Here is a 25,008-nt window from a genome sequence, read left to right as displayed (position 1 = left end):
TCGGCTAACGCTGATTACGACAAGCTTTTTATAGCGATTGGTTTTTTTAACAAGTGAATCAATGAAAATCAAATGAATCACTTGTTAAAAATTAAAAAGAAAAAGTTAATTTGAAGAAATGAGAAGGATGCAAAGGGATTGGTATACGATTAGCTTCATTGTTTCGTTATGAAGCTGTTTAACATATAAGAAGGTCGGTGAGAAGAAGAAATGCGGAAATTAGTCATATCGATATTGGTTTTTGTTCTAGTCTTTTCCGAGCTGAATGTATTTGTAGCAGAAACAATTGTGAATGATCCTACAGAGCCGGAAATCGAATGTGAGGAACAGCTAGAGACGGACGACGTTGAAAATATAGCTACTGAATGTAAGGAACCTGAGAAAGAAAATGGTGAAGATCCAACAACTGAAGGAGAGGGACAGCCAGAGACTGAAAATAGCGGCGAAGATCCAACAACTGAAGGTAAGGAACAACCAGAGTCTGAAAGTGGCGAAGATCCAACAACTGAAGGTAAGGAACAGCCAGAGCCAGAAAATGGGGAAGATCTTACAACGGAAGGGGAGAAAGAGCAAGAGCCCGAAAATGGAGAAAATCCATCAACGGAAGAAGAGGAACAGACAGAATCAGAAACTGAAGAAAATCTTGCAAATGCATGTGAGAATCAGCTAGAGACTGACGGTGAAGAAAATCCGGCAACTGAAGGTGAGGAGCAGCAGCCAGAGACTGACAGTGAAAAAGATCCGGAAGTTGATTGTGAGGAAGAGCCTGCCGGTGAAGAAAAGCCGGAAATTGAATGTGAGGAAGGGTTTTACATTGAAGAAGAGCCAGCAGTTGAAGGTGAGGAACAGCTAGAGTCTAACAATGAAGAAGAGCTAGCGGTTGAAGGTGAGGAGCAGCTAGAACCTAACGATGAAGAAGAGCCAGCAGTTGAAGGTGAGGAGCAGCTAGAACCTAACGATGAAGAAGAGCCAGCCATTGAAGGTGAGAAACAGCAAGCGCCTCAATGTAAAAGAGCTATCTCTAAGCTTGGTAAAGGAATACGACTACGTGATGTTGATAAAATTGGTGATATTGATTTTTCGAAATTGGATGATTCTGAAAATGAATTAGATGGATTCACTCAAATGACAGAAAACAGGGGAGTTGAATTCAAGGTACAAGGAGAGAAAGAAAGAAAGCATTATATGTATTTCGGAGACGTTTATAATGGTCGGAGCATAGAATCGTTGGAAGTTAAGAATTCTTATAAAGATCCGGAAATTAGGGATGACTGGGGTCGTCCATTACCTGATATGGAAACAACACTTGAAAGTTTAGTAAGCGGAAAAGATTATATAAACGCACAAACTTTCCAAGTGATGATAACACTGGGGTTAGATAAGTCGTCTGAACATGGTGTCGCGACGTACTTTTACAGCGAAGGGCGAGCTAAGAGTGATAAAAAAGGGAATGGGTTAGTGATTGCTCAAGGAGGATATCAAAGTGATGTTGCACAATTTCAATCTGTAGATCTGCCCATTTTAAAGCTATATAAAAATGAAAGGACGAAAGAATTAATTGCATATGCAGCTGTCATTAATGATCACTACACAGGTCTCTACTTAGATGGCTATGTAAAAATTAATATGCGTCCTATGAGTAGTAAAGGACGTATTAATGTAAGCATGAAATATTTGAAATTAAGCGATGAATATGAGTATACAAATTTTGGTTATTCCGTCCATATGGATATTGCTATGAAGCATCAAGAAAGTAGGATGTATTCGTTAGGAAATGAAAAAGGGTTCTATTTTAACCAGCCTATGATCGATTCTAGAAATTACCTTCTTTATTTTTTCCGAGATGGTTATGAAAATCATCCAGTTAAATTTGAAGGAACTGATTATCCAGTAAATAAACGCCCATTTGGCATTCCCGAAAATAGCTATTACTTTTTTAATCGTTTAAATTCGTCACCTAAAACTAATGAACCTGGCAAAGATGTTATGTATCCCTTTACAGATCACCCAGGTTGGGCTTTAAGATGGGATCCAAAAATCCAGAAGCTTAACGAGGTCAGGTCAGCGAGTATTGAGATTGCGGTATCGGAAACGAAAATAAACGATGTTTTGCCAGAGGTTCAGTTGGATAATGATGGCGAATACACAGAGGGTGGTTATCGCATTGGGGGAACGTGGAAAGCACCGGACAGTGAGTATATTAGTCTTTATTATACGATTGATGGAGGTAAGCCGGAAAAAATACAAGATTTCAAAAATGTGAATCCAGATATAGCTACTCCATGGGAATTCATGATTCCAATTGCCGAAGGCTTAGATCACGATGTTACTATATATGCAATAGACGAATATGATCGGCTGTCTAATATTGAAACGATAAAACTCCGCCCGACATTAGCTATTACAGAACAAGTATTGAATGAAGATGGTAATGTGCCAACAGAAGTTGCACCGGGTGAAACATTGAACTATGAGATTTTGGTGAATACTGGCTATGGTATGGAAGATAAAGGAACATATGGTGGGGTCACGATTACACAAAAATACGATCCACATTTAAAACAACCACCAACAGACCTTAAAATAACCGATGAAAATGACAATACAATCGGTACGGTAACGTTCAATGCTTCAAACAATGAGATTGTAGCAAAACCAAATGCTGACTTGCGACGCTCTACGAAAGTAAAAGTCACTTATAAGGCTAAAGTGAAAGAAGAGGCTACAGAAAAAGAATATGTTAGGGGTCAAGCGATAATATCAGGGAAATACAGTACGGGTGATGCAGTCAATCAGACATCAAATGAAGTGAAAATCATGATTATTGGCGTATTGAAATTTGTTTCTGCACCTCAAACAATCAGCTTTGGAGATAAGCTGACAATTTCACCACGAACGAAAACATATTATCCTATCCCGATCACACTTGATGAGTCTTTAGCGGTTAAAGATAGTCGTCCACAATCGAGAAACCCGTCTTGGACAATGACAGCGAAACTAATACAGCCGCTAACAGGGAAAGGGACAGGCTCTACATTAGAAGGCTTCCGTTACCGCTTTGGTGAAAATGTATCATTCCTTAGTACAAATGCTTCTGTACAAATTTATAATAAGAAAACAACAAATAGTGAAGTAGTTAACATTTCTAATACTTGGAATCCAGACGGGGACGGGCTTTATTTAGAAGTGCTGCCGGGAACCGCTAAGGTTGGTGTAGAATATGAAGGAATTATAAGTTGGACACTACATGATGTACAGCCGAATGAATAAATCTAGTCGCATTTTGATAAGCCAGGCTACGTCAAGAAGATGATTTCTAATTGTAGGATTCGAATTTGTTAAGTGCAAAATGGAAACTGCCAGTTGAAGAGAAATTATTTCTAGTCAACTGGCATTCTGATATATATATTGATTAAAAACTGTCGACCAACATGTTTAAGCGAACTAATTCAGAGCGGCATACAAAGTAGGTGGGAAAATGAAGAGAATAGTAGTTTGGATGATAACCTTCATTTTAATCTTTTCAGGGCTGAAGGTCTCTGAGGCAGAGATGTTTGTTGATTCACAAAATCCAGTGACTGAATGTGAAGAACAAACAGAGTCAGACGGTGAAGACGAGCTAGCAGCTGACTGTGAGGAACAATCAGATTCTGAAGGTGAAGATGAACCAACAACAGAAAATGAGGCACAGGAGTCTAACAAAGAAGAAGACGTAGCAACTGAGGGAGAAGGACAGCCGGAAGCAGAAACTGAAGAAGTGCCAGCAACTGAAGGTGAAGGACACCCAGAGTTGGAAACTGAAGAAAAGCCGGCAGCTGAATGTGAGGAACGAATGACGTCAACTGGCGAAGAAGAACCAGCAGCGGATTGTGAGGAACAGCCAGAGCCCGAAACTGAAGAGAAGCCAGTAGCCGAATGTATGGCACCGACAGAGGCAGACAGCGAAGAAGTGTTAGCACCTGATTGTGAGGAAGAAAATGAACAAGAGTTAGAAATCGACTGTGAGAAATATCCAGCGTTAGATAGTGAGGGAAATGTAGTCATTGAAAGTGATGAACATCTAGAAATAGACAGCGAAGAAGAACCAACAACTGATGGCGAAGAACTAACGGTAGTAGACGAAGAAGAAGAACCAGCAACTAGTGGTGAGGAATCGGCAGAATTAGACGATCAAGAAAATTTAGCCCCTAAATGTAAAAGGGATGTTTCTAATCGTAGTATAGGAATACCACTAGATCAAGTTGGTAAAATCGGCGATATTGATTTTTTAGAATTAGGTTTAGATACTCCAGGTGAATTAGATGGTTTTACGCAAATGACAACAAATAAAGGGCTTAAATTTTCCACAAGAGAAGATAACGAAAGAACTAATTACCTATATTTCGGGAATGTTAGGAATTCGCGGAGTGTTAGCTCATTGGAAAAAGAGGGCTCTTATGTTTCTGATGTTCCAGGTGAACCTAAAGATGACTGGTCTCGTCCGTTGCCTACAATGGATACAACACTTTCCAGTTTAGGGGATAAGGAGCATATTCAGGCGCAAAATTTTGGAATAGTGACAGCACTAGCTCAAAATCCAAATGACAAAAATGGTGTCGTAACATATTTTTACAAAGAAGGGATAGCTACAGCTTTTAACTATCCAGGTAATGGACTTGTAATTGCTCAAGGGTATAGTATAGACGGTAAAGCAGAGTTTCAATCTGGAGACATGCCACTATTAAAACTATATAAAAATGAAAAGACAAATGAACTGGTCGCTTATGCAGCTGTACTTACTCAAAATAGTATGTTTAAACTCTTAGATGGATATGTAAAAATTAAAATGAGTCCGGTGAAAGGTATTAAAGGTCGTATTAATGTGAATATGAAATATTTGAAATTAAGTAGTAAATATTCATATACAAATATTGGCTATTCTGTTCATATGGATATTGCTGGGCGGCATGATAAAAGTAAGATGTTTTCGTTAGGAAATCATGAAGGAATTTATTTTTATGAGAAGGGAATGAAAGATAATTTAGATTATGTACTTTCTTTCTTCCGTAATGGTTATGAGAATTCACCAGCTGAATTTAAAGGAAAAGGTTATGACCCGATAGGTAAACCATTCGATCCGAATTTCTATTATGCTAAATTGAACTCGCCAGGTACTCGTGAAGATCCTGGCGAGGGGAATGAGTACCCCGCCTTTATGTACCATCCAGGCTGGGCATTAAGGTGGATGCCGAAAAAGCAAGGAGCAGGCGAAATTAGAGAAGAAAATCTTCAGATTGCGGTAACTAACCAACCCGATGTTGCGCCAGAGATTCATTTAGACAATGACGGTGAATATACAGATAATGGTTATCGTGTTACGGGAACCTGGAAAGATAAAGACAGTAATTCTGTCAGTCTTTATTATAAGGTAGACGGTGGGGAGCTTACGAAAATTGGAGATTATGAAAATACAAAATTAAATACAGATGTATCGTGGGCGTATACGATCCCGATTGATAAAGTGGAAAAGGGTTTAGACCACGATATAACCGTCTATATCATAGACGAAGATGGTCAACAATCTGATATTGAGATTAATATCCGGCCAGCATTAACTATTATAGAACAAGTATTTAATGAAGATGGCACGGAAATAAAAGATATCCCGCCAGGTGAAACATTACGCTATGAGATTTTAGTAGACGCTGGCTATATCTCTGATGATACAGGCACATATGGTGAAGTTATTACGATTACACAAAAATATGATACACATTTAGAAGAGCCAACAAACCTTAAAGTAATTGATGAAAATGGTCAAGAAATTGATAAAGCAACAGCAACATACACTGCTTCTCCAAATGAGATTATAGTAAAGCTCCCTACTGACTTGCCACGTTCCACGAAAGTAAAAGTTACTTATAATGCTAAAGTGAACGAAGAGGCGGCAGAAGGAGAATCCGTTATAGGCCAAGTGACAGTATCAGTGAAATATAGTACGGGTGATGCAGTCAATCAAACGTCTAATGAAGTGAAAGTTGTCATAATTGGCGTGTTGAAATTTAATTCTGCTCCTCAAGTAATCGGCTTTGGAGAAAAACTGACGATTTCGTCAAGAGATCAAACGTATCCTTTGATTAAGGTTGATACGCCTTTGACAGTAAAAGATAATCGTCCACTGTCGAGAAACCCATCTTGGACAATGACAGCAGAACTGGAACGGCCGCTAACAAAGGAGGGGACAGATTCTACATTAGATGGCTTATATTATCACTATGGTAGAAATGTTTCACATCTTACTAAAGATGCTTCCGTACAGATTTATAAAAAGGACACAACAAACCGTGAAGTAGTCAATATTTCTGATACATGGAAATCGGATGGGGACGGGCTATATTTAGAGGTGAAAGCAGGAACCGCAAAAGCCGGTATTTATGAAGGAACGATAAAGTGGGTACTTCAGGATGTACAGCCGAATGAATAACATCATGAAGATGGTTTCTATATAGTAGGCAACGGTCATGTGAAGTGTGTTATGTATTTTGGAAAAGTACTTCGCATAGCATGGTTGACAACTAAATGATTCAAAGAAAACATGAGATTGAACGTTAAATCTCATGTTTTTTTAGTAGCTTATGCAATAATTCTTGAAGGATATTTGTCGTCGGAAACAGAATATATTTTTTAGAATGGGGGGCTTTGAAAAATGAAGCAAAAACAACAAATCTCCGCCTACCATTACGTTTTCTGGAACGAGTGATCGTATTATCCCGAAAGAACAGACTGAAGCTTTAGATAGGGAGCTTAAAGAAAATAACGTTCCACATGAACTTTATCTTCTTCCAGGAACGGATCATGCGTTTGATATATTATCAGGTAACTTAAGTACTCAGTTTGCTTTTGAAAAAATCAAAGCCTTTCTTGAAAAATATAATTAATGAGTATTGATTTTAGTTGAATGAATGGAAGAATCTTATATTTTATTGGGGGAATCTACTAATTTGAGGGGTTAGTAAGTAATACCGCTGAGGGGGATGTATCGTAGTTTGATACATCTCCTTTTTATTTTTAATTAGTAAAAAGACGAGAGGCTAATAGAGCAAGGGGAGGAGTGATTTGTTATCATTCCTCACTTATGATTTATTCCTTTTCAAATTGAAAAATATCTTGATTGATCATTGCATGAAAGTATTGATCCATATCTTTTGCTGATACTTCTTTTCTATTTTTTAACCACCACGCACTTAACGTTGTAAGGACACCTGAGTGGAATTCAATAATCAACTCAGATGGTATCGTATGATTTTTACAAAGGCGTTGTAATTCTTCATTTTCTTGTTTCTTCATTTCACGAGTTTGATGAGTCATAAAGTTAATAAATTGTTCATCATCCATTTGCGACTCTATTATTTTACCAATCTCTTTATGACGTAAGAATTGTTCAGTTACTTGAAATGGCTTCGTTAATCGATCTAAAAGTGGTACCGTCAATGCATCTTCTTGAGTTTGTTTAAGACCAAATTCCAATAATGCATTTTTATCCTCAAAATGTTGATAAAATGTTGTTCGATGTACCATTGCGCGCTCACAAATTTGGTTAATAGTAATGGCACTATATTTCTGTTTTGGTTGGGTCATTAATTCAAATAAAGCTTCCCACAATAATTTATGTGTACGTCTAATACGTAAATCTAGCTGCCTCTCATTACCTTTCATCTACATTTCTCCTATACTGTAGTTTATTTATACAACTATTGAAAATTGATTCTGCCTATTTAATCTACACATGTATAGTATATTACATGTGATCTTTTGTATACACATGTATTGATAGTCAAGACAGCAGGAGGAAAGTTAATAAATGAATATGACGACTACGAGTTCTACAAGTAGCAAAGTGGATCTTTCTACTATTAGACATAAGCCAATAATAATTGCATTAATGTTAGGTGCAATGGTCGCGCTTTTAAACGAAACATTACTCGGTAATGCTTTAACTGTACTAATGGGAGAGTTTGATGTAACAGCTTCAACCATTCAATGGCTTTCTACAGCCTACATGTTAGTTGTGGGCGTGTTAGTACCGATCACAGCTTTACTTCAACAATGGCTCACAACAAGACAAATGTTCTTAACCGCTATGATTACATTTTTAGTCGGTACATTGATTGCCGGGGTTGCACCGACATTTAGCGTTTTATTAATCGGTCGTATTGTCCAAGCAATCGCTACAGGATTAATTTCGCCATTATTAATGAATACAATTTTAATAATTTGTCCACCTGAAAAACGTGGTGCCACAATGGGCTTAATGGCACTTGTTATGATGTCTGCTCCAGCAATTGGCCCGACATTATCGGGAATCATCGTTGATTCTCTTGGCTGGCGCTGGTTATTCTACCTTGTTATACCGATAGCCATCGTTTCGACTTTAATTGGAATGAAGTATCTTCAAAATGTCTCTGAGATAACACGACCAAAAGTGGATTATGTATCCATTCTTTTATCAACACTAGGTTTCGGTGGTATTGTGTATAGCTTCAGTTCTTCAGGTGATTTAGGATGGTCAGATCCGAAAGTTTATGTCACTTTAATGGTTGGGGTTATAGCGTTAGTCATTTTTGTTGTTCGTCAATTAAAAATAGATCATCCAATTTTAGAACTACGCGCCTTTAAATTTCCAATGTTTGCTTTATCCGTTGGGTTAATATTCATCGTCATGATGTCCTTGTTCTCAACGATGACATTATTACCGATGTTCTTACAAATGGTTTTACTTGTTACAGCCTTTAAATCAGGGCTCATCATGCTACCAGGAAGTATTATTAGCGGCATCATAGGACCGGTTGCAGGTATACTATTTGATAAATTAAGTCCAAAGATTATTATTATCCCTGGTGTTGGGTTAGTAGCCTTTGCGATTTGGTTGTTCAGTGGCATTAACGCAGAAACAACATTAACGCAAATTATTTTGATGCATAGCGTATTAATGGTTGGACTCATGTTTGTCATGACAGTACAAACATATGGATTAAATCAATTGACACCAGAGTTTTATCCACACGGTACAGCGATCTTTAATACGTTATCACAAGTAGCCGGCGCAATAGGAACAGCTATATTTATATCTAAAATGACGACAGGCACAACTAAATATATGGAAAACTCGGCAAATCCAATGGATCCAGTTGAAAAGTTAAATGGTTTAACATCTGGTTTCCAAGGGGCATTTACGCTTGGGTTAGTCTTTATAATTGTTGCCCTCGTTGTCTCGTTTTTCTTAAAAGGGCAGAAAAAGAAAGTAAAAGCTACTCAGCTTTTAGAAAATTAAAAGATTTGTATGAGCTACTGATCAAACAGGCCAGTGACCAAAATTTGTGAAAATGTAGACCGTATTGAAAGAGGAGATGTATCGTTAATCTGATACATCTCTTTTTCTATTTTACTAGGATTTATGTAGGGAAATCAGTAAATCCTATTATCAATAAATGTTCTAAAACAAGTAAAAGTTGATTTTACTAGTTTATAACGCTCAAAAAAAGGTATCCAATTAATGGGTATCTATTTATTTTGAAATAATGAAAGACAAAGGAGAGTATTGCTGAAATTGAGAAATGCGTTGCTATTTTAGGAAATGACGCTTTCGCTATCAGAGCATGTGCTGAAAACGCATCGATTTAACGATTATCAAAATTTTCATAAAAGCATGCAAAAGTTGATTTGCATCCCTCTATTAAAGGTTTTACGATGTCTAAAGAATAACCTCGGGTTGACCGAAAAATTAATACTACTCGATAACAAGTAAAGATAGATGTTAACAACGTTTAAACTTCTCAATAAAGGGTATCTATTTTATTGGAGCCACTATTGAGGAAAAGAAAGGGAGTTACTAAATGAAAAAAATAAGTTTACTGTTAACAATCTTCATCTTAGCCTTTTCTCAATTATCTTTAAGCTTTCAAACTGTTCATGCGATAAGCGATAGTGAAAGCGGGAGTCATACCAACACGGAAGCTAAACTTTTGAATCTGGACAAAGAAAAGATTTCTTTGAATGATGATGAGGTGGATAGTAGATCACTGAACAATAGTGACAATGATTTTGACATTAGAAATATTGGCCATGGCGTTATCATTATAGGATATGAGGATGACCAAACAAAGGATGTAGTTATTCCAAGTGAGATCAATGGTAAACCAGTTATAGAAATAGGCTATGAAGCATTTTCTGACAAACAGCTTACAAGTGTAACGATTCCGTCAAGCGTGACAACAATAGGAGGGCATGCATTTTCCAACAATCAATTAACAAGCATAGCAATACCCCCAAGTGTGACAACAATAGAAATGGGTGCATTTTCTAATAATCAATTAACAAATGTAGAAATACCCTCAAGCGTGACAACAATAGAATCGTATGTATTTTCAACGAATCAATTAAGGAGTATAGTAATACCCTCAACTGTGAAAACAATAGGAAACTTTGCATTTTCCGATAATCAATTAACAAGTGTAGAAATACCTTCAAGCGTGACAACAATAGGCTTGTCTGCATTTCGGAGTAATCACTTAACAAGTATACATATACCCTCAAGCGTGACAGCGATAGGAAGCTATGCATTTTCCGATAATCAATTAACAAGTATAGAAATACCTTCAAGTGAGACAACGATAGGAAGCCATGCGTTTGCCAATCAATTAACAAGTATAGAAATGCTCTCAATCGTGACGACAATAGGGGGGCGTATGTTTGATTTGAACCCATTAGATTTTGTAACCTCTCAAGGTGTATTTGAGTTCCTTCAACGTCAACAGCTAGCGTTTATGATTGATTGTGTATTACAACTAACAGAAGCTACATCATTTTAGGTTGTATCGAAAAGCCACGCGACTACTCAAATGAAGGTCCTTACTGTTGACTTAGCGCAATAGCCCATTTAAAGATGTCGTTCCGCGCACTAGTAGATCATGACATTGTGTTAGGTGATGGAAATGTTAATTTCAAGAGAGATGTATCGTATGCTTGATACATCTCTCTTTTAGTGTGAAGAAAACGGCTTATATGCTATTTATTGGTAAATAATACTAGAAGTCCCAGAGTTAATTGTGTAAGCTATTATTGGGAAACCTTTTTATCATAAATTTGTAACTATCTTCATATAGTAATAGCAAGCCTATGAAAGGAGTCGTTATGATGCGCATGCCGGCACTACCTAAAAAGAAGTCTCCTCAAAGGGAAGCACCAAGATCATGGTGGAAAGTTGTGAAAGCGTATTTATCCAGAGGAAGGTTTTACCGCATACCGCCTCGGAAATGATAGATGGGCATTGAATGTTCGATGCAAAAAAAAAAGTCGCCTTCATAGCGACTTTTTTTATTACATTTGTTCATTTTCTAATAGAAATGTATTTTTTGTGGGGCCAATTAAGTACAGTTCATGCATCGCTCGAGTGAGTGCCACATACAGGAGCTTGCGATCAACCTTTGTATCGTAGAAAGGGGTATCGAAAGCAGCTACGATGACAGCATCAAATTCAAGGCCCTTTGCTAAATGACTCGGAACAACGAGCAATAATTCCTGATTGATAGACTCATTTTCAGTTAAAAGCTGAGAAGCAATTTTCTTGTCTTTTAATGCTCGCTGCATTGTAAGCGCCTCTGCAGTCGTTTTACAAATTAAAGCAATGGAATGATGTCCATTGGCTCGAATAGCATCAAAAATTTCCTTTATTTGCAGGGCATCGAATGATGGAGCCTTTATATAGGTAGGGATGTTGCCATGACGAACTACTGGCTCTACTAATGGAAGCTGTTCATCCATTTGTGCTAAAATCTTGTTCGCAACCTCCATAATTTCAATGGTCGTTCGATAGCTTTTTTGAAGCGTTCGAAAGCTTGCTCTAGGAAATAGGTCTTGGACAGGTTCCCAGGCAGTAAGGGAACGATAGCTATGAATTCCTTGTGCTAAATCACCGACCATCGTAAACATATCTGTCTCCAATCCTGTTTTTAAAGCAGCAAGCTGAAATAAACTATAGTCTTGTACTTCATCGATGAAGACGACTCGCATTTTCCATTCTTCTGGAATGCCCTTTAGACGAGCTTGTAAATAATAAAGGGCAGCTAAATCCTCAAGCGCCCATTGTTCTTTAGCGTGTGCCTGTAAAAATTGCTGTTGCTCAAGATAATGCCATTCCGGTGCAAGCTCTGCTAAAAGCTCAGCATTTGTTAGAAGCGTACGATAGAGAGTCTTGATGTTATGTTTAGAAAAGCGTCGCATATAAACAGTTGCTGTTGACTTTGCCTCTTTTTCAATGGCGGGAATGCGTTCATCACGCTCATCAATAAACTTCGTGACAACCCGACGACGTTTGTCATCATCTCGAAATCCATCAAGTGCTCTGCCAAGTGCTTCATCATATTTTTTATGGAGTGTAATTAAAATAGCCTGTTTCTTTTGACGGGCATGGCTGGCTAGCACTTTTTTAATATGTGCCAGTCGTTTTTCAATCGGCATATAAGAAAATTCATATAAAAATAGCTTCTTTAAATGGGAGGCACGCATAATGCAATATTTTTCAATGTACACATCTTCAAATTGATTGGCAATTTCCTGCTCAATCTTTTGCACGTATCGCTCTATGACATCACGGTAATAAAGAGAGCCCTTCATTTCGGATATCCAAGATGCTGCCAGTTGGGGTTTACCGGCAACAATCGATTCTAACTGCTCATTAGGGTTTTGGAGTTTCAGTTTTAGCTTAGTCGCAGCTAGAACGTAATCGGTAAAAGTTGTTTGGCAAATTTTATCGACACCAAGCTCTGGCAATACATCACCAATATAATCGATAAACAACTTATTCGGTGCTAAAATCATGAGCTGCTCAGGGTTAAAATCCTCGCCCATTGTATAGAGGAAGTACGATATTCGGTGTAGGGCAATGGTTGTTTTTCCACTACCAGCAGCACCTTGTACGATAATTGGCTGACGAAGATGTGCTCGTATAATTTCATTTTGTTCCTTTTGAATAGTGGAGACGATTTCTGTCAAACGCACATCTGCTTTTCCAGCTAGCGCTTCTTGCAGTAATTCATCGTTTGTCGTTAAATCAATATCTCGAATATCAAGCAATTCACCATCGTTGATTTTATATTGTCGCTTGGCAAATAGGTGTCCCTTATGGACTTCTCCACGAACATCATATTCCATATCTCCAAGGCGACCATCATAATAAACATTCGCTACCGGTGAACGCCAATCGACGATAATTGGCTCATGAGTTTCTCGATGAAACAAAGAAGTTTTTCCGATATAAAGAAATTCTTCAGGATCTCCAGTCTTTTGAAAATGAATTCGGGCAAAATAGGGCTTTTTTTGAATAGCCTCTAGGCCTTCCTTTTGGTTCCGAGCCATTTCAAAGAAACGAGCATTCGCCAAAATATTATTGTAGCCCAAACTGGAATCTAAATAATCCAGATCCCCCATCGACTTACGAATATTTTCCTGAGCAGTTTGCAAACCTCTTTGCGATTCATGTAAAATTTGCTGCATGTAATTTTTAGTGTAAGCCAGCCGCTCCACTTCAGCCTGAAAATCTGGATGTTGTGCAGTCATTTTTTAGCACCTCCTAATTACTTACGATGTTTTAATAAAACTTTTTGAAGAGAAAAGTAGACCCTAGCTCAAGCCGAATCCGGACGCAATGATGCCTAGGTATAATTAATGTAGATTCTCATACTACTATATATAATATTTACCAGCAAGTGAAATTGAATGATAGAAAATCGTTCCACCAACTAAGGGTGAGCGAACTAGGAGGTTATTAGATTGGATATTTTTGCCCATAGAGGCGTTTCGGCACATTACCCTGAAAATACGATGGCTGCTTTTGAGGTCGCATCAAAGCTTCCGATTACAGGGATTGAACTAGATGTTCATTTAACAGCAGATAGGGAGTTAGTCGTTATTCATGACGAAACCATCGATCGCACATCAAACGGCTCAGGCCACGTAAAGGATTATACGCTCCAAGAGCTTCGTGCATATGATTATGGTTCATGGTTTTCTCCTAAATTTGAGGATGAAAGCATCCCAACTCTAGGAGACGTTTTAGAGCTATTTGCAGGCACAAATCATCGTATTAATATCGAGCTCAAAACCGATGTATTTCCATATGACGGGATAGAAGCCCTTGTTATTAGAGAGGTTGCTGCCTATCAAATGACAGAAAGAGTGATTATTTCCTCCTTCAATCATGAGTCAATTCAGATCATCTCACAAAGAGCGCCATATATCGAAAAAGCGGCGCTGTTTGCAGAAATCTTAATTGACTTTACAGGTTACACAGCTCTAATCCCAGCAAATGCTATCCACGTCAGCTTACCTACAGCGTTTAGAAAATCGGTTCAAGAAGCTCTTAATGAAGGAGCGACTGTACGTGTATATACAGTTAATGATATCGAGAATGCAAAACAATTACAGCAGCTCGGCGTACAGGGGATATTTACAGATGACCCGGAGAAGATAGTATCGGCATTGATAAGGTAGAATGGCTGGTGCGGTGGATAGAATCGTTAAAGTCGTGGATAGAGATGCCGAAATCGTGGATAGAAAAGCCAAAATCGTGGATAGAACCTTTAAAGTCGTGGATAGAAAAGCCAAAATCGTGGATAGAACCGGCAAGGTGACGGAAAGAAGAGCCAAGGTGACGGAAAGAAATCAGAGCGACGGAAAGAAGAGCCGAAGCGACGGAAAGAATCGTCAAAGCGACGGAAAGAAGAGCCAAGGTGACGGAAAGAAATCAAAGCGACGGAAAGAAGAGCCGAAGCGACGGAAAGAAGAGCCAAAGCGACGGAAAGAAGAGCCAAAGCGACGGAAAGAAGAGTCGAAGCGACGGATAGAATCATCAAAGCGACGGAAAGAAGAGCCGAAGTGACGTAAAGAAATCAAAGCGACGGAAAGAAGAGCCAAGGTGACGGAAAGAAGTCAAAGCGACGGAAAGAAGAGTCGAAGCGACGGAAAGAATCATCAAAGCGACGGAAAGAAATCAAAGCGACGGATAGAATCATCAAAGCGACGGAAAGAAGAGCCAAAGCGACGGAAAGAAATCAAAGCGACGGATAGAATCATCAAAGCGACGGAAAGAAGAGCCAAAGCGACGGAAAGAAATCAAAGCGACGGAAAGAAGAGCCGAAGCGACGGATAGAATCATCAAAGCGACGGAAAGAAGAGTCGAAGCGACGGAAAGAAGAGCCAAGGTGACGGAAAGAAATCAGAGCGACGGAAAGAAGAGCCGAAGCGACGGATAGAATCATCAAAGCGACGGAAAGAAGAGCCAAAGTGACGGAAAGAATCGTCAAAGCGACGGATAGAGAAGCCAAAGATACGGATAGAACCGCCAAAATCGTGGATAGAACCATCAAAATCGTGGATAGAACCATCAAAATCGTGGATAGAACCATCAAAATCGTGGATAGAACCATCAAAGTCGTGGATAGAACCATCAAAGTCGTGGATAGAACCATCAAAGTCGTGGATAGAACCATCAAAATCGTGGATAGAACCGACAAAGTCGTGGATAGCCCCGCCAAAATCGTGGATAAAACCGCCAAAGCGACGGATACACCCCACAAAACCCGCAAAAAGCCATTACACATGAACCCTTTTTTCAGATTTAACGCACTGATGATGCAAGAATCGGTGCGTTAAATCCCAATATATAGCAAGTAATAAATTCCCCTAGATCTTACCACTTCACGCGGTTTTCTTCGATACTGCCGAGCATTTGCTTGATGACGAGTGTTTCGCCATTGTCTAGTAAAACGGAGCCATCGTAGTAGCCAAAAAGTTGGTGTACTTCAGATTTGATGAGGCCAGCTTTTGTGACGGCAACACGCTCGAAGAATGGGGAGAATGTTAATGAAACTTGGTTCGTGAATTTAGTCTTAATTTTCCAGCGTTGCATTAAATCCTCTTGATTATAATTGAACAGTACATCTTCATGTATTTTTGTCATTTTACCTTCAACGAAAACAGCATTTTCAGTCATTCCAGTTCCATCTGTCCATTTACCGCCTAAATTGAGTCCGATTCGTCTACCTCGAACTCGCTGTGAGGCCATTCCCCAAGTCCATGTGGATTGACGCGGCCAAACGCCACGACTGTATTCTAGTACAGCGAAGTTTTCCTCAGGGGTAAATGTAAAACGGCGAGTACCAATCGACACAAAACCAGAAGTAGGAAGTGTATGATGCTTCCCAGTAAATTGGAATGTTTTACGGTTCCAAGGGATGACTACATTCAATGACTCATCTGTAGGCGGATGTTGAATGATAAGTTTTGCACATAAAGTATCTCCATCAAAGTCTGGAATCGAAACGGATAGGTGGGTTTCGTTTTGTACATATGTCATATCGATCATCATTTCACTATTTTTGAAGGTTACTGAATCTAGCACCTGTGTAGGCATTTTTAACTTTCCACCCAATGGAACTATAATTGTTTTTTCAAAGTAGCGCTGTGTTTCATATTCAAGGAAATAGACGAAGCAGACCGCTGCATAGTCTAGATGACTAATAGTAGCTGAGAAGATGATCTCATCACCGTAGACACACCAATAATTCCATTTCTTTTTGCGCATGATATGGCCACTTAAATTGCTGTTTATGAGAGGTTTACGTGCAAATCCGATGGCAGCTGGATTTAAATTGCCTTTTTTATCGCATAAAAGAGTTGGTTGTATAATTTCTTTCTCAGCATGCTGCTTCACATTCAACATCCCTTCTGATCATAAAATAAATAATCTATAATTCCTTACCCTTATTGTAGCAAAAATCAACTTACAATTGGCAAAGATAGTCCCAAATAAGACCACTTTCGACATTTTTATGAATAAGGACCTAACTAATAGAAATATCTCTTTATACATATGTTGAACATAAGGAGGGGAAGTGTGGCAAAAATGTATAACAGACAGGCCGCTGTACAGTATGCGAACTTGTGGTGGAACAGGCGTAATCCAGCATTTCCGAATTTTACTGTTGATTGTACGAACTATATATCTCAATGTTTACTTGCAGGGGGAGCACCTATGCGGGGTGCTCCAAACAGAGGGAAAGGTTGGTGGGTTCAACATGGAAATTGGAGCTTTAGTTGGTCTGTTGCCCATTCCCTTAGATGGTATTTGGAAGGCTCTACGACTGGGTTAAAGGGAAGGCGTGTAAAATCTGCCGAAGAATTAGAGCTTGGGGATATTATTTTTTATGATTTTCAAGGGGATGGGAGAGTTGACCATTCTGTCATTGTGACAAGTATTCAAAATGGTATTCCTTATGTTAATGCGCACACGTCAGATAGTATTAATCGACCATATTTTTATGAAGATTCAACTGCCTATACGCCAAGCATGACGTATCATTACATTCATATAGAGGATAGTTTTGCTTAAGGTGATAGAGTTTAAAAGCTCATCGATTTGTGATAATGTGAAGGATAGAAGATATAAATTTTAACTTCATTCAGCAAACAGCCGCTGAATGAAGTTAAAGCCTCCGGTGGATGTCACGGAATCGGAAAGGAGTTCTTAGGGGATGTTAGCCTAAAATCATCGCATCCATGCGATAACGGCTAACTGACCTGCGTCGTGCAGGCCTAAGCACAAAGCCGATTCCGGACGCAATTATGCCGAGGCATAAGTGATAAATATATAGCAGTGTTATAGAAGGAGATATGAGTATATGAGCGAACAATTTTTATCTGTAAGAGATGCGATTATTGAGCGTCGTTCTATTAAAAAATTTAATGGCCAGCCGGTAGAGCGTGAAGATTTAATGGCCGTTATTGACGATGCGGTATGGGCACCGAATCACGGTAATCGTGAGCCTTGGCGTTTAGTCGTTGCTTGTGGTGAGGAGTTATCTGCTCTTCATAATTTATTGCGTGATTTAGCGATTCCGAAATGGCAGGAGCTTTCAAGTGAAGATTTAGCGAAGCAAATGACGAAATTTACATTACCGGGTGGCTATGCTTTTGTAATCGTTCCAGAGGATGCACGACAAAAAGAGCGATTAGAAGATTACGGAGCGGCAAGTATTTTTATTCAAAACATTCAATTGCTAGCTTGGGATAAAGGAATCGGCTCATGCTGGAAAACGCCTGGTTTCCTTGATAATCCGAAATTCCGTGAAGCCCTAAAGGTTCAGCAAGGTGAGCGCGTGATTGCGATGCTACAAGTTGGCTATTTTGATGAAGCACCAAAAGGAAAAGAACGTAAAAAATCAGCAGATATCGTTACGATTTTTGGAGAATAGTATAGCAAAATCCCCTCGTCAAAATTGGCGAGGGGATTTGTTTACTTTATTTTTTAAATTCAGCAACCTCAAATAAATAATCACTTAAAACACGTAATCCTTTATCGAAGTTTTCTAAATGGAAGTGTTCATTTGGTGCATGGAAGTTTTCGCTCGATAAGCCGAAGCCCATTAGCACTACTGGCAATTCTAAAATTTCATCAAAGGCAGCGACGATAGGGATTGAACCTCCGCCACGTGTGTAAGCAGTTGGTACATTATATACTTTTTCGTATGAGCGACCAGCAGCTTGGATAAATGGATGATCAAATGGTGTTAAGAATGGACGTCCTTTATCAAATTCAGAGATCGTCACTTCAACGCCAGTTGGCTTATGCTTTTCAATATGTGCTTTTAATTGTGCTACAATTTCGTCGGGCTCTTGATTTGGCACAAGACGGCATGTGATTTTTGCACTAGCCTCAGCAGGAAGTACTGTTTTAATGCCTTCGCCAGAGAAGCCGCCGAACACACCATTGACCTCTAATGTTGGGCGCGCCCAAGTACGTTCTAAATAGGAATAACCAGCTTCACCGAATAATTCCTTCACGCCAACTTCTTCCTTCACAGATTCTTCATCAAAACCAAGTGCACGGTAAGCTTCGCGTTCCTCTTCAGATAATGGTAAAACGTTGTCGTAGAAGCCCTCCACTTGAATTGTGCCATGCTCATCACGGAAAGAGGCTAAAATGTCAGCTAATGCATGGATAGCGTTTTGTACACCGCCACCGTAAAGACCAGAGTGAAGGTCACCTTTTGCACCACGAACATCAATTTGAACCCCTGTTAAGCCACGTAATCCATAGCATACAGCAGGCTTACCAGGACCATATAAACCTGTATCAGAAATCAAAATTAAGTCTGCAGCCAATTTCTCCTTATGTTCTTCAACATAGGCAGGAAGGTTAGGGCTACCAATCTCTTCTTCACCTTCATAGATGAATTTCACGTTCACTGGTAAAGTGCCAGTTGTCGCAAATAATGCTTCAATCATTTTCAAGTGCATAAACACTTGCCCTTTATCATCACTAGCACCGCGAGCAAACAATTTGTTGTCACGGATTGTAGGGTTGAATGGCTCTGTTTCCCAGAGATTTAAAGGGTCAACAGGCTGTACATCATAATGACCATAAAATAGAATAGTTGGTTTACCCTCGGCGTGTAACCAATCAGCATAAACAACAGGGTGACCCGCAGTTTGCGTAATAGAGATGTTCTCAAGATTTAGCTTTTTAAAAGCGTTCGCTAGCCACTCTGCAGCATTTTGTATATCTCCCTTATGCTCAGATAAAGAACTAATACTTGGAATACGTAAAAATTCATTTAATTCATTTAAGTGTGCTTCGCGATGTTCAGTGAAATATGCATCTAACTGCTGTACATTTGTCATCTAGCATCCCTCTTTTCAAATATTTCGATAATAGAAATAGTATAGCATAATGTGGCTGGGGAATCTTGCTATAGCAATGGTTTCTGACGCTTATATTAATGATTAGCCCCACCAGCCTGTAAAGTTTTGCTAAAGAGTGATACAGATTCAGCCTCTAGCGCCTAGAACATGACCATATACATTCCGATTTGGGGGAGATGTTTTACAAAGTACTAGCCAATCTTCTTTTGATAAATAGCCTTGCAGTTTGCGACCATATTTTAAATAGACTTCAAGTTGCATCAGTTATAAAGGATTTTGATGATAAAATATACATATCTTAATGCAGAGGGGATATGGGGAAATGAATATTACGAAATTTGAGGAAGCTGATATTGAAGAAATTGTTTCTTTGTTCTACGAAACGGTCCATTCAGTAAATTTAAAAGATTATTCACAAATAGAATTAGATGCTTGGGCTCCAAAGGAAGAAAAACAATCAAAGATAGATGCTTGGAAGATTTCTTTAGATCAGAACATATCTTTTGTCGCAAAAGTTAATGATAAAGTAGTAGGCTTTAGTGATATGACGCATAGTGGGCATCTAGATAGACTATATATTCATAAAGACTATCAAGGTCAAGGTATAGCTACGACTTTAGTTGATAAGCTTGAAGACGAAGCGAAAAAATTAAATCTTTTTAAAATCGATACAGATGCAAGTATTACAGCTAAACAATTTTTTGAACATAGAGGTTACAATACTATTTGTTCACAAATTGTTGAACGTGAGGGTGTTAAATTGATTAATTTTAAAATGATAAAAAAAATAGAATCATGATTTTGTTGTGTGCTAACGGGCGTGTTTATGGAATAAGGCTCATAGAAATGCAAACACTTTTTTATAAAAATCGCTGTTCTTTTCTATTATAAAAAAGCAATGTCCCCCAAATGCATTTGGGGACATTGCCAAAATCGATCGTACAACCGATGAATTATTTATTGAAGCGTACAAGGCGCTCAATTGGAAGACGTGAAGAACCATAAGCTGGTCCAGCTGCTTCACCAATCGCTAGTAATAAAATAGGTACTTCGTTAGTTGGTAACTCCATATATTCAGCAAATTTTGATTTGTCGAAGCCACCCATTGCGACTGTATCATAGCCCATTTCCTTCGCTAATAGCATAATTTGCATTGAAATTAAGCCTGCGTCAAAGTGAATGATATTTAGTAGCGCATCTTTTGGAAGCGCACCATACATTGCTAGAGAGTCCTGGGCAAGCTTACTTGCAATTTCTTCAGGCATATAGCCTAGCTCAACATTTTCTCCATAAATTTCCTCTGCATTTAGATACATTTCTGTATCTCCAATGACCGCGATAATGGCAGATGCTGTTTCGATTTGTTCTTGATTAAATGAAAAAATATTAATGTTTTTTTGGATTTCTTTATCATCGATGACGATAAAGCGCCATGGCTGCATATTACTTGAAGATGGGGATGAAGTTGCATCTTGTAACAGTTGCATAATCGTTTCACGAGAAATCGTTGTGTTAGCATTGTATTTACGAACCGATTTACGCTCATGCATAATTTGTTTTACTGGTGTAGTTGTTGTCATTTTATTTCCCTCTTTTACTAAATATAAATTAAACCGCTTTAATTGTTACATTGATATTGCCCATTGTCGCTTTTGAATATGGACAAACGGTATGAGTGATTTCTAATAATTGTTGTGCTTCTTCAGTCGATAAGCCTTCAATATGTCCTTCAATATCAACAGCAAGCACGTAGTCAAATGCAGCTTGCTCCATTAGTTTAACCGTTACTTTAATTGTTGATGCCCCTTGAATTTTTTTTTGACGTTTAATTAAATCTAAAGCGCTATTAAAGCAAGCGCTATAACCTGCTGCAAATAGTTGTTCGGGGTTTGTAACATCCGCTAATTTCGAGCCAGGTGGTGCAATATTTAATGATAATGATTGATCCTCTGCATACGATTTACCATTACGGCCACCGTCATTAATCATTGTTGTTGTATATAATTCTTTCATAAGATAAGACTCCTTTCTGCGGTACTAATTAATTAGATTGTGCACAATTTAATTGCGCGAGATTGATTGTACACAATTTAATTGTGTTTGACAAGTAGAAACTTTATTTTTAATATGAATAGTATCAAAAGTACTTAAAGAGGGGATTCCTATGCCGAATCATTTAGATAATCAACTATGCTTTCTTTTGTATGCGACTTCAAAGGAAATCATTCGACAATATACGATGCTATTAAAGCCATACGATTTAACTTATACAGGCTATATCGCCATACTAGCCCTAGAGGACGATGAGCAAATTACGGTGAAGGAATTGGGGCAACGTTTATTTTTAGATTCTGGTACATTAACACCTGTACTAAAAAAGTTAGAGGTAACAGGCTACGTCCGTCGTGAGCGTTCCAAGGAAGACGAGCGACAAATGAATATCTATTTAACAAAAGCAGGAATTGAAGTACGCCAAAAGCTACCTGAAGTGTCACGTCAAGTAATGAAGCAAACGAACATTTCAGAGCAGCAGTATATGCAGCTAAAAAACGTCCTTCAAGATATTTTGCAAAGCGACTTGCCAATTAAGGATGAAAAGCTAGGAAAATAAACTAATTTATGAGTCTCTCCCTGAACTAATGGATCAATGCACACAGGATTCAGCTACAAAATAATCAAATTGTATTATTTGGAACTCCAGCTATGAGGTTGGAGTTTTTTTGTTTTATATTAAAACAGGGATAATCAGGTATTTTTGCGCATCTAAATGAGAGGGATCATAATTGCAAAAAAAAGTAGTTACTGAAACTTTTCATAATCAAATCTCGTAAATACAATTAAATGTTTTAATTATACATTAATGGGGGTTGTTATCATGAAGAAGCTCAGTAGTCCAGAAGAAGTCATAGATATTTGGTTAAGCGAAGGTTACGAAGAAGTTTATAATGCTACATCAAAAGACTTTCAGGAAATTGTCACTTTAGAACAATTCATTGAGCTAAGCAAATCTTTTAATAAGGGTGTAAAAAATTATCAATTAGAAACAAAGACGATATTACAAAATTTAACGCATTGCTTATGGTCAGATGATAAACGAGAGAAAGCAGTCGTAGCTTCCTTTGATGAATCCAATCAAATACAGCGTTTTTATTTAAAGCCTTTTATTGCTTATCCAAAAACGGATCAACAATATACAAAAAATAAATACATAATGCCAATTAAAAGTGAGTGGTTTGTTTTTTGGGGTGGTACGAATGAGGTTGTAAATTATCATTATGTATATGAAAATCAGCGATACGCTTACGATTTAGTAAAAGTTCAAGATGGACAATCTTATCAAAATAGCCCAATTCAAAATGAAAATTTTTATGCTTTTGACGAGGATATTATAGCGCCAGCAGAGGGTAAAGTCGTAAAAGTTGTAGATGGAGTAAAAGATAATGTGCCTGGGGAAATGGATGAACGTAATGCAGCAGGGAACTATGTCGTGATTGAACATGCTAATAATGAATTTAGTATGATTGCACATTTTAAAAAGAACTCGATTTTAGTAAAATCAGGAGACACCGTAACAGAAGGGCAACTTATTGGGAAATGCGGAAACTCTGGTAATTCATCAGAAGCTCATATTCATTTTCAGGTAATGGATTCCCCTGATCTTGTATATGGAAAGTCCATTCGTATTTTATTTAAAGATGGTAAAGAGCCAATACAAGGGGATACGTTATCTTAAACATACGAAGTGAAAGCAAAGTGTCAGGTATGGAAGGCTCTCACCTCAATGATGAATGCGGGATTAAGTTACTTTTCAATAAGATAGTTCAATATTTTTGATATTTATGTATTTGTGCAAGTATTCTATTCAAGAGGTGATAGAATGGTGAAACATAAAAAAATAATAGCTATTTCAGGTAGCATTCGAGAAGGTTCTTCCAATACGAATATATTAAAGGCTTTAGCAGCTTTTATTCCTGAAGGTATTGATTATTCTATCTATAACGGAATACAAGACCTTCCGCATTTCAACCCGGATATAGATGGAACGGAACCGCCAGCTGCTGTCGAGAGTTTTAGAAAAACGTTAGCTGAATCACATGCGCTTATAATCTGTACGCCAGAATATGCAAAAAGTGTTCCAGGAGTTTTGAAAAATGCTTTAGAGTGGCTTGTCTCATCTGCTGAACTTTATAAAAAACCAGTAGCTGTTATAACAGCATCTCCATCAATTACTGGAGGAGACAAAGCACATGAATCTTTACTACTTACTCTAGGCATGCTTGATACTATTATTGTTGAAAATGGATCATTGCTAGTTCCAGCTGTTGGAACTAAATTTAGTGATAATGCTACAGTGAAAGACGAAAGCACCAAGCAATCACTTATCGACCTTATCAATAGTTTAGTGTACGAGATTAATAAATAATATACGTTATCATTCACAATAGATAGGTGTAGCTACTGAGGTTTCTAAAAAGAGCTATAGACAATAAAAAAGCCTTACTCCTAAACAGGGGAAGGCTTTTTCTTTTATGGATAAGAAATTGACACCGAAACAACAAGCATTTACTGATGCTGAAAGAAGTTAAACAAGATCACCTATAAATAGATGATCTTGTTACTATTTACCAAATGAAAGGGATTAGTTTTTTAGTTGTCTGTTTATATAATGTAAATTGTTCTCCGTACTTGTTTTGTAGGTAATCATCAGATTTTGGAATATAGCCAAAAATAAATACTAAGAATAAACCTAGAGGGATAAGCAAACTATACATATTGTTAGAGATTAGCGCTAAGCCTAGTACCCAAAGGCAATCTCCAAGATAATTAATATGAATCGCATATTTAAATAAACCGCCTGTATATAGTTTACCTTTGTTTTTAGGATTGTCTTTAAACGGTTTTCTCAGTAACTCTGAAACTGTGTTTAACATACTGCCCCCTAAAAATAATAGCCAACCTACGATAAGTACTGTTAAGTTTGGATCCTGATTACTAGTAATCATTAAGATGGGGAAGCCTAAATAATAAATCCCGAAAGCTAGACTGTTCATAATGGCTTCTTGCCATGCAATACCCCTAGGTAACCATATAAACATCATAGCTGTTAATCGTAAAGCTGTAATAATTAAAGCAATAAAAAGCCCTAGTGAAATTCCTGATTTGTCATATGTAATGAAGAGTAAATAATAGGCAATGATTAAATAGATAATCTCAGCAACTAAAATCAAGATTTTTTCTTTTATCGTTGATTTGTTAATGCCATACATTTAA

At 38.0% G+C, this 25,008-nt stretch carries 24 protein-coding genes; 12 read left to right on the top strand and 12 right to left on the bottom strand.

From position 1 onward, the window contains the following. Positions 1–210 precede the first annotated feature (210 nt). The 3 genes from ACQKMI_RS21255 (at position 211) to ACQKMI_RS21245 (ending at position 6,917) form a co-directional block, all read left to right on the top strand. Positions 211–3,270, top strand: a complete 3,060-nt coding sequence (locus ACQKMI_RS21255) for a hypothetical protein (RefSeq protein ID WP_427492152.1) — start codon at positions 211–213, stop codon at positions 3,268–3,270. A 208-nt stretch (positions 3,271–3,478) separates the two neighbouring features. Continuing rightward, positions 3,479–6,463: a hypothetical protein gene (locus ACQKMI_RS21250; protein WP_427492150.1), complete on the top strand. Its 2,985-nt coding sequence runs from the start codon at positions 3,479–3,481 to the stop codon at positions 6,461–6,463. Positions 6,464–6,716: 253 nt separating this feature from the next. Then, positions 6,717–6,917, top strand: a complete 201-nt coding sequence (locus ACQKMI_RS21245; protein WP_427492231.1) for an alpha/beta hydrolase family protein — start codon at positions 6,717–6,719, stop codon at positions 6,915–6,917. Between the two features lie 202 nt (positions 6,918–7,119). Here the strand turns inward: ACQKMI_RS21245 and ACQKMI_RS21240 are convergent, their stop codons facing one another. After that, positions 7,120–7,695, bottom strand: coding sequence for a TetR/AcrR family transcriptional regulator (locus ACQKMI_RS21240; RefSeq protein ID WP_427492148.1), 576 nt, complete (start codon positions 7,693–7,695; stop codon positions 7,120–7,122). Between the two features lie 145 nt (positions 7,696–7,840). Here ACQKMI_RS21240 and ACQKMI_RS21235 point away from each other — a divergent pair, with 145 nt between their 5' ends. Together ACQKMI_RS21235 and ACQKMI_RS21230 are read left to right on the top strand one after the other, a co-directional pair. Continuing rightward, positions 7,841–9,310, top strand: a complete 1,470-nt coding sequence (locus ACQKMI_RS21235; RefSeq protein WP_427492146.1) for an MDR family MFS transporter — start codon at positions 7,841–7,843, stop codon at positions 9,308–9,310. Between the two features lie 562 nt (positions 9,311–9,872). After that, positions 9,873–10,847: a leucine-rich repeat domain-containing protein gene (locus tag ACQKMI_RS21230; RefSeq protein WP_427492144.1), complete on the top strand. Its 975-nt coding sequence runs from the start codon at positions 9,873–9,875 to the stop codon at positions 10,845–10,847. 508 nt (positions 10,848–11,355) lie between these two features. On the opposite strand, the gene helD is transcribed toward ACQKMI_RS21230, so the two are convergent. Beyond that, positions 11,356–13,593 (bottom strand): RNA polymerase recycling motor HelD, encoded by a 2,238-nt coding sequence (gene helD / locus ACQKMI_RS21225; protein WP_427492142.1) that lies wholly within the window; start codon positions 13,591–13,593, stop codon positions 11,356–11,358. 213 nt (positions 13,594–13,806) lie between these two features. Here helD and ACQKMI_RS21220 point away from each other — a divergent pair, with 213 nt between their 5' ends. Then, on the top strand, positions 13,807–14,526 hold the full coding sequence (locus ACQKMI_RS21220) for a glycerophosphodiester phosphodiesterase (RefSeq protein ID WP_427492140.1): 720 nt from the start codon (positions 13,807–13,809) through the stop codon (positions 14,524–14,526). On the opposite strand, the gene ACQKMI_RS21215 is transcribed toward ACQKMI_RS21220, so the two are convergent. From ACQKMI_RS21215 to ACQKMI_RS21190, 6 genes are all read right to left on the bottom strand, one after another. Further along, entirely contained in the window at positions 14,483–14,743 is a 261-nt protein-coding gene (locus ACQKMI_RS21215; RefSeq protein ID WP_427492138.1) for a hypothetical protein, read from the bottom strand. The genes ACQKMI_RS21220 and ACQKMI_RS21215 overlap by 44 nt on opposite strands. Beyond that, the gene (locus tag ACQKMI_RS21210; RefSeq protein WP_427492136.1) at positions 14,740–14,928 is read right to left on the bottom strand and encodes a hypothetical protein; all 189 of its coding nucleotides are present in this window, start codon (positions 14,926–14,928) and stop codon (positions 14,740–14,742) included. The genes ACQKMI_RS21215 and ACQKMI_RS21210 overlap by 4 nt, the downstream gene beginning before the upstream one ends. After that, entirely contained in the window at positions 14,925–15,047 is a 123-nt protein-coding gene (locus ACQKMI_RS21205) for a hypothetical protein (RefSeq protein WP_427492134.1), read from the bottom strand. The genes ACQKMI_RS21210 and ACQKMI_RS21205 overlap by 4 nt, the downstream gene beginning before the upstream one ends. Beyond that, positions 15,047–15,190, bottom strand: a complete 144-nt coding sequence (locus ACQKMI_RS21200) for a hypothetical protein (protein ID WP_427492132.1) — start codon at positions 15,188–15,190, stop codon at positions 15,047–15,049. The genes ACQKMI_RS21205 and ACQKMI_RS21200 overlap by 1 nt, the downstream gene beginning before the upstream one ends. After that, the gene (locus ACQKMI_RS21195) at positions 15,190–15,609 is read right to left on the bottom strand and encodes a hypothetical protein (protein WP_427492130.1); all 420 of its coding nucleotides are present in this window, start codon (positions 15,607–15,609) and stop codon (positions 15,190–15,192) included. The genes ACQKMI_RS21200 and ACQKMI_RS21195 overlap by 1 nt, the downstream gene beginning before the upstream one ends. Before the next feature lie 115 nt (positions 15,610–15,724). Then, complete coding sequence (locus ACQKMI_RS21190; RefSeq protein WP_323650974.1) at positions 15,725–16,747, bottom strand: DUF2804 domain-containing protein; 1,023 nt, start codon at positions 16,745–16,747, stop codon at positions 15,725–15,727. Between the two features lie 183 nt (positions 16,748–16,930). Between ACQKMI_RS21190 and ACQKMI_RS21185 the strand changes: the two genes are divergently transcribed. Further along, entirely contained in the window at positions 16,931–17,425 is a 495-nt protein-coding gene (locus tag ACQKMI_RS21185) for an amidase domain-containing protein (RefSeq protein ID WP_427492128.1), read from the top strand. Positions 17,426–17,714: 289 nt separating this feature from the next. Next, a complete protein-coding gene (locus tag ACQKMI_RS21180; protein WP_427492126.1) occupies positions 17,715–18,287 on the top strand; it encodes a nitroreductase family protein in 573 nt (190 codons plus the stop codon). Between the two features lie 46 nt (positions 18,288–18,333). On the opposite strand, the gene ACQKMI_RS21175 is transcribed toward ACQKMI_RS21180, so the two are convergent. After that, complete coding sequence (locus ACQKMI_RS21175) at positions 18,334–19,716, bottom strand: dipeptidase (RefSeq protein WP_427492124.1); 1,383 nt, start codon at positions 19,714–19,716, stop codon at positions 18,334–18,336. Between the two features lie 343 nt (positions 19,717–20,059). On the opposite strand from ACQKMI_RS21175, the gene ACQKMI_RS21170 reads away from it, so the two are divergent. After that, entirely contained in the window at positions 20,060–20,536 is a 477-nt protein-coding gene (locus ACQKMI_RS21170; protein ID WP_427492122.1) for a GNAT family N-acetyltransferase, read from the top strand. Positions 20,537–20,690: 154 nt separating this feature from the next. Here ACQKMI_RS21170 and ACQKMI_RS21165 read toward each other — a convergent pair whose 3' ends face one another. Both ACQKMI_RS21165 and ACQKMI_RS21160 read right to left on the bottom strand, forming a co-directional pair. Further along, complete coding sequence (locus tag ACQKMI_RS21165) at positions 20,691–21,317, bottom strand: nitroreductase family protein (RefSeq protein WP_427492121.1); 627 nt, start codon at positions 21,315–21,317, stop codon at positions 20,691–20,693. Between the two features lie 28 nt (positions 21,318–21,345). Continuing rightward, the gene (locus tag ACQKMI_RS21160) at positions 21,346–21,750 is read right to left on the bottom strand and encodes an Ohr family peroxiredoxin (protein ID WP_427492119.1); all 405 of its coding nucleotides are present in this window, start codon (positions 21,748–21,750) and stop codon (positions 21,346–21,348) included. A 151-nt stretch (positions 21,751–21,901) separates the two neighbouring features. Here ACQKMI_RS21160 and ACQKMI_RS21155 point away from each other — a divergent pair, with 151 nt between their 5' ends. The 3 genes from ACQKMI_RS21155 (at position 21,902) to ACQKMI_RS21145 (ending at position 24,160) form a co-directional block, all read left to right on the top strand. Continuing rightward, positions 21,902–22,348, top strand: a complete 447-nt coding sequence (locus ACQKMI_RS21155) for a MarR family winged helix-turn-helix transcriptional regulator (RefSeq protein WP_427492117.1) — start codon at positions 21,902–21,904, stop codon at positions 22,346–22,348. A gap of 264 nt (positions 22,349–22,612) precedes the next feature. Then, positions 22,613–23,470: a peptidoglycan DD-metalloendopeptidase family protein gene (locus ACQKMI_RS21150; protein ID WP_427492115.1), complete on the top strand. Its 858-nt coding sequence runs from the start codon at positions 22,613–22,615 to the stop codon at positions 23,468–23,470. A 144-nt stretch (positions 23,471–23,614) separates the two neighbouring features. Then, positions 23,615–24,160 (top strand): NADPH-dependent FMN reductase, encoded by a 546-nt coding sequence (locus ACQKMI_RS21145; protein ID WP_323650982.1) that lies wholly within the window; start codon positions 23,615–23,617, stop codon positions 24,158–24,160. Between the two features lie 199 nt (positions 24,161–24,359). Here ACQKMI_RS21145 and ACQKMI_RS21140 read toward each other — a convergent pair whose 3' ends face one another. Beyond that, complete coding sequence (locus ACQKMI_RS21140; RefSeq protein WP_427492113.1) at positions 24,360–25,004, bottom strand: methyltransferase family protein; 645 nt, start codon at positions 25,002–25,004, stop codon at positions 24,360–24,362. Positions 25,005–25,008: the final 4 nt, after the last annotated feature.

This window comes from Lysinibacillus sp. NPDC097214 (genome assembly GCF_050277945.1).
In the GTDB taxonomy this organism is placed as follows: Bacteria; Bacillota; Bacilli; order Bacillales_A; family Planococcaceae; genus Lysinibacillus; species Lysinibacillus xylanilyticus_B.
This window is presented reverse-complemented; position numbering and strand designations above follow the sequence as displayed.

Excerpts from the sequence above, each read along its gene's own strand:
- ACQKMI_RS21255 (WP_427492152.1), top strand. The coding sequence starts at position 211 with ATGCGGAAATTAGTCATATCGATATTGGTTTTTGTTCTAGTCTTTTCC.
- ACQKMI_RS21250 (WP_427492150.1), top strand. The coding sequence starts at position 3,479 with ATGAAGAGAATAGTAGTTTGGATGATAACCTTCATTTTAATCTTTTCA.
- ACQKMI_RS21240 (WP_427492148.1), bottom strand. The coding sequence starts at position 7,695 with ATGAAAGGTAATGAGAGGCAGCTAGATTTACGTATTAGACGTACACAT.
- ACQKMI_RS21235 (WP_427492146.1), top strand. The coding sequence starts at position 7,841 with ATGAATATGACGACTACGAGTTCTACAAGTAGCAAAGTGGATCTTTCT.
- ACQKMI_RS21230 (WP_427492144.1), top strand. The coding sequence starts at position 9,873 with ATGAAAAAAATAAGTTTACTGTTAACAATCTTCATCTTAGCCTTTTCT.
- helD (WP_427492142.1), bottom strand. The coding sequence starts at position 13,593 with ATGACTGCACAACATCCAGATTTTCAGGCTGAAGTGGAGCGGCTGGCT.
- ACQKMI_RS21205 (WP_427492134.1), bottom strand. The coding sequence starts at position 15,047 with ATGATTCTATCCGTCGCTTTGATTTCTTTCCGTCGCTTTGATGATTCT.
- ACQKMI_RS21200 (WP_427492132.1), bottom strand. The coding sequence starts at position 15,190 with ATGATTCTATCCGTCGCTTCGGCTCTTCTTTCCGTCGCTTTGATTTCT.
- ACQKMI_RS21180 (WP_427492126.1), top strand. The coding sequence starts at position 17,715 with ATGAGCGAACAATTTTTATCTGTAAGAGATGCGATTATTGAGCGTCGT.
- ACQKMI_RS21175 (WP_427492124.1), bottom strand. The coding sequence starts at position 19,716 with ATGACAAATGTACAGCAGTTAGATGCATATTTCACTGAACATCGCGAA.
- ACQKMI_RS21170 (WP_427492122.1), top strand. The coding sequence starts at position 20,060 with ATGAATATTACGAAATTTGAGGAAGCTGATATTGAAGAAATTGTTTCT.
- ACQKMI_RS21165 (WP_427492121.1), bottom strand. The coding sequence starts at position 21,317 with ATGACAACAACTACACCAGTAAAACAAATTATGCATGAGCGTAAATCG.
- ACQKMI_RS21160 (WP_427492119.1), bottom strand. The coding sequence starts at position 21,750 with ATGAAAGAATTATATACAACAACAATGATTAATGACGGTGGCCGTAAT.
- ACQKMI_RS21155 (WP_427492117.1), top strand. The coding sequence starts at position 21,902 with ATGCCGAATCATTTAGATAATCAACTATGCTTTCTTTTGTATGCGACT.
- ACQKMI_RS21150 (WP_427492115.1), top strand. The coding sequence starts at position 22,613 with ATGAAGAAGCTCAGTAGTCCAGAAGAAGTCATAGATATTTGGTTAAGC.
- ACQKMI_RS21145 (WP_323650982.1), top strand. The coding sequence starts at position 23,615 with ATGGTGAAACATAAAAAAATAATAGCTATTTCAGGTAGCATTCGAGAA.
- ACQKMI_RS21140 (WP_427492113.1), bottom strand. The coding sequence starts at position 25,004 with ATGTATGGCATTAACAAATCAACGATAAAAGAAAAAATCTTGATTTTA.